The sequence below is a fragment of the Streptomyces sp. URMC 126 genome, from assembly GCF_051386555.1.
Taxonomy (GTDB): domain Bacteria; phylum Actinomycetota; class Actinomycetes; order Streptomycetales; family Streptomycetaceae; genus Streptomyces.
Map to the genome: position 1 here is coordinate 1 of NZ_JBPQTX010000470.1, position 3,904 is coordinate 3,904.

General features: G+C 76.6%; 3 protein-coding genes. All 3 read right to left on the bottom strand.

The features are described 5' to 3' along the window. Nucleotides 1–35: 35 nt before the first annotated feature. The 3 genes from egtC to egtA all read right to left on the bottom strand — a co-directional run bounded on the left by egtC (nucleotide 36) and on the right by egtA (nucleotide 3,543). Nucleotides 36–776 carry an ergothioneine biosynthesis protein EgtC gene (egtC, locus tag ACSNOK_RS31500; RefSeq protein WP_436784212.1) on the bottom strand — a complete coding sequence of 247 codons (741 nt, stop codon included), beginning with the start codon at nucleotides 774–776 and terminating at the stop codon, nucleotides 36–38. Continuing rightward, nucleotides 776–2,077: an ergothioneine biosynthesis protein EgtB gene (egtB, locus tag ACSNOK_RS31505; protein ID WP_436784213.1), complete on the bottom strand. Its 1,302-nt coding sequence runs from the start codon at nucleotides 2,075–2,077 to the stop codon at nucleotides 776–778. Before egtB ends, egtC begins: the two co-directional genes overlap by 1 nt. A gap of 221 nt (nucleotides 2,078–2,298) precedes the next feature. Next, entirely contained in the window at nucleotides 2,299–3,543 is a 1,245-nt protein-coding gene (gene egtA, locus ACSNOK_RS31510) for an ergothioneine biosynthesis glutamate--cysteine ligase EgtA (protein WP_436784214.1), read from the bottom strand. Nucleotides 3,544–3,904: the final 361 nt, after the last annotated feature.

The following is a 3,904-nucleotide window of genomic DNA, read 5'->3' on the forward strand; positions in this document are numbered from 1 at the left end:
GGCACCGGTCCCGGGGACGGCGCGGGGGAGGGGCCTCACAGGGACGACAGGGCGACCCGGGTCCGGTCGGCCGACAGCACGGTGCCGTCCGGCACCTCGGTCCAGCGCGGGTCGTCGTCGTACGGCTCCGACGCCACCGCGATCCGCTCGCCCGGACCGGCCAGGTACCACAGGGAGTCCCCGTGCGCCGTGGCCGCGACCGACGAGCCGTCGGTGAGCAGCAGGTTCAGCCGGGAGCCCGGCGCCGCCTGGGCCAGGGCGGTGACGGCGGACGCGAGCGCCCGGTCCGGCGGTTCGCCCTCGTCCAGCCGGCGCGCCACCAGCGCCCAGACGAACGCCGAGTCGCAGCGCGCCTCCAACCGCAGCAGGGCCGCGGCGGGCAGCGACGGGACGAGCGGCGCGGCGGATTCCGGCCAGCCGGTCAGGGCGCCGTTGTGGCTGAACAGCCACGGACCCGAGGCGAAGGGGGCCGCGGCGGCCTCGCCGTCCGCGCTCGGCCCGGTCGCGTCCCGTACCGCCGCCAGCAGCGCCCGGGCCCGGACCACCCGCACCAGGTCGGCGAAGGACGGGTCCGCCCACACCGGCCCGGCCCGGCGGTAGCGGGCGGGCCGCGGGTCGCCGTCCGCGTACCAGCCGACGCCGAACCCGTCCGCGTTCACCGTCCCGTGCCGCTGCCGGCGCGGCGCCCACGACTGCCGGACGAGGGAGTACGGCGGATCGGCGACGGACGCGCCGAGCGGGGCCTGAGGGCCCAGCACGGCCAGGTGCCGGCACATCAGCACGGCTCCGGGTCGCGCGCCGTGCGGAAGCCGGCGAAGATCTGCCGGCGCACCGGCAGGTCCCAGTTGCGGAACGTGCCCCGGCAGGCGACCGGGTCCACCCCGAACGAGCCGCCCCGCAGCACCTTGTACGCGCTCCCGAAGAAGACCTCCGAGTACTCGCGGTAGGGGAACGCCCGGAAGCCGGGGTACGGCAGGAAGTCGCTCGCCGTCCACTCCCACACGTCGCCGATCAACTGCCGGACGCCCAGCGGCGACGCGCCGCGCGGGTAGGCGCCGACGGGAGCCGGACGCAGATGACGCTGGCCGAGGTTGGCGTGCGCGGGCGTCGGATCCTCGTCGCCCCACGGGTAGCGGCGGGAGCGGCCGGACGCCGGGTCGTACCGGGCCGCCTTCTCCCACTCCGCCTCCGTGGGCAGTCGCCGCCCGGCCCACGCGGCGTACGCGGCGGCCTCGTACCAGCTCACGTGCAGCACCGGCTCGTCCGGCGGCACCGGCTCCACCACGCCGAACCGGCGCCGCAGCCAGCCGCCCGGCGTCCCGCCGTCACGCCGCCAGAACAGCGGCGCGCCCAGCCCGTGCCCGCGCACCTGGGCCCAGCCCTCGGGGTGCCACCAACGGGGGTCGCGGTACCCGCCGTCCTCGACGAAGTGCGCGTACGCCCGGTTGCTCACCGGCAGGGTGTCGAGGAAGAAGGGGGCCACCACCTGCTCGTGGGCCGGCCGCTCGTTGTCCAGGGCCCACGGCTCCGTCGAGGTGCCCATGGTGAACGGGCCGCCCTCGACCAGCACTTCGACGGGCAGCGACTCGGTGTCAGGTGCGGCGGGCGGCGGCTCCGACGCCGTGAGCACGGGCGGCCCGGCGCGCAGCTGGTGGGTGATCAGCATGGTCTCGTCGTGCTGCTGCTCGTGCTGGGCGATCATCCCGAAGGCGAACGCCGCCCGCACCAGCGGGCCGGCGCCGCCGTCGACGCCGACCGGCGCCCGGTCGAGGACGTCCAGCGCCCGCCCGCGGACGTCCGCCACATAGCGGCGGGCCTCGTCCGGAGGGAGCAGCGGCAACTTGGGACGCTCGGCGCGCGGGTGCTCGAACGCGTCGTAGACGGAGTCCAGTTCCGGCCGCAGCGCCGCGTGCCCGCCCACGGCGCGCAGCAGCCAGAGCTCCTCCTGATTGCCGATGTGGGCCAGGTCCCACACCAGCGGGGACATCAACGGCGAGTACTGTGCGACGAGTTCCGGGTCCGGGACGCAGCCCGTGAGCGCGGCGGTGCGCTCACGGGCCGCGAGGAGGACGTCCACTGCGCGCTGCCGGAGCGCTCCGGGGTCCGTGTCGTCGTGCTGCGGTGCGGTGGTTTCTCGCGGGGCGGCCTCCGGTGTGGTGGTCTCGCCCCCGGTGGCCCTCCATGGGACCGCCGCCCCTCCGCTCGGAGTTCCTCCGGCGGGGGCCCCTCCGGCGTTCTCCGGGCGGGGGGTCTCCCGCTCGGCGGGCCCCCGCCCGGTGGCCTCCGGCCCGACGGCGGTCACGAGCCGTACTCCGCGCCGACGGGCCGGTCCGCGATCAGGTCCAGCAGGTCGTCGGCGGGGCAGCGGCCCCGCGCCACGTACCGGGCGGTGAACTCGTCCACCGCCTCCAGGACCCGGGGCGAGGCCCCCAGTCGGGGCAGCGCCTCGCGCGCCGCCGCGAAGCAGCCGGTGGCGGCGGCCCGCAGGTCCGGGTCGGCCAGGCCGTGCCGGGAGGCCCGGCGCCACAGCGGGTTGCGCGGGGTGGGCTCCCCGCCCGCCGCGTCGGCCAGCGGCTTCACCGCGCGGTACGCGGTCTCGGCGGCCGTCGGGTCGTCGAACAACGCGGCCGTCACCGCGAGCGGCACCAGCCAGCCGTCCTCGCCCGGCTGCGCGTCGATCATGCGCATCTCCAGGTGGCCGCGTGGCCGGATGGGCGGGAACAGCGTGGTCAGGTGGTAGATCACATCGCCCGCGGTGACCGGCCGCGGCTCGCCGGTCCGCAGCCACTCGCGGAGCGGCAGGCCCTGTACGGGCTGCCACGGTCCTTCCTCGCGCCGGATGAACATCACCTCCGCGTCCAGCGCGTACTCGGCCCAGGCCGCCCTCGGCTCCATGTGCTCGGCGGGGGCGAGGGTGCGGCCCGGATCCATCCGGGCGTAGGTGGCCTGGCGGGTGGAGCGCCAGCCGGTGGGCCGCCCCAGGTGCAGTGGCGAGTTGGCGAACGCGGCGGCCAGCACCGCGCCCAGCAGGTGCGCGTACCGCCAGCGGCGGTCGAAGCCGAGCGGCCCGGGGCCCTCGCCGCCGGCGTCGACGCACACCTGGACGGACGCCGTCCGGCACATGATCGTGCGGCCGGCCCCGTTCCAGCGGTCGTAGTAGACCTCCATCGCGTCGTAGCGGCGGGTCCCCACCACCCGGTCCGGATGGGTCCAGGGCTCCTTGCCGTAACCGGCCAGGAAGAGCCCGAGCTCCTTCAACTCGGCCCGGGCCAGGTCGAGATCGGCGGCGACCTCGTCCACGCAGGCGGTGAGGGAGTCGGCGGGCTGCGAGCTGAACTCGATCTGGCCACCGGGTTCGATGGTGAGCAGCGAGCGCAGCGGGAGCTTGCGGAGCCGGTCGGCGGCGGCGTTCAGCCGGGCCGCTTCGACCGGGCGGGTCGGTTCGCGCAGGTCGTGGACGAGCCATTCCAGCTCGACGCCGAGGAGGCGGGGCGGTCCGGTCTTGAAACAGATGCCGCGGACCAGCGCCTCGGCCTCGTCCATGTTGACCGTCCGGGTCGCGCCTTCGCCGTAGGCAATGCTCTCGTCGGTCACTCCGGGTGCCCTCCTGTCGGTAAGCCCCATTGCCCTGTACCCCCAAACGGAGGGCGAAACGCGCGGGCCGGCGCCGGGAACCGGTCATGCCTGGAGGGCGTGCGGGGAGCCGCGCGGGGAAGGCGTAGACCATTGGGGCGCGGGCGGCGGGGCCGTTCCGGCCGGTCTCTCACGGCCGGGCCCGGTCAGGGGGCCGGCCGGCGAACGCGGCCCGGTGTTCCCGGTGGAGGGCGGGGCGGGCGGCCGGGTGCTGGGACGTCGTGCGCGCGGCCCGGTCCGGCCGCCTCCGCCCGGCGCCGTCGCGGAGGGC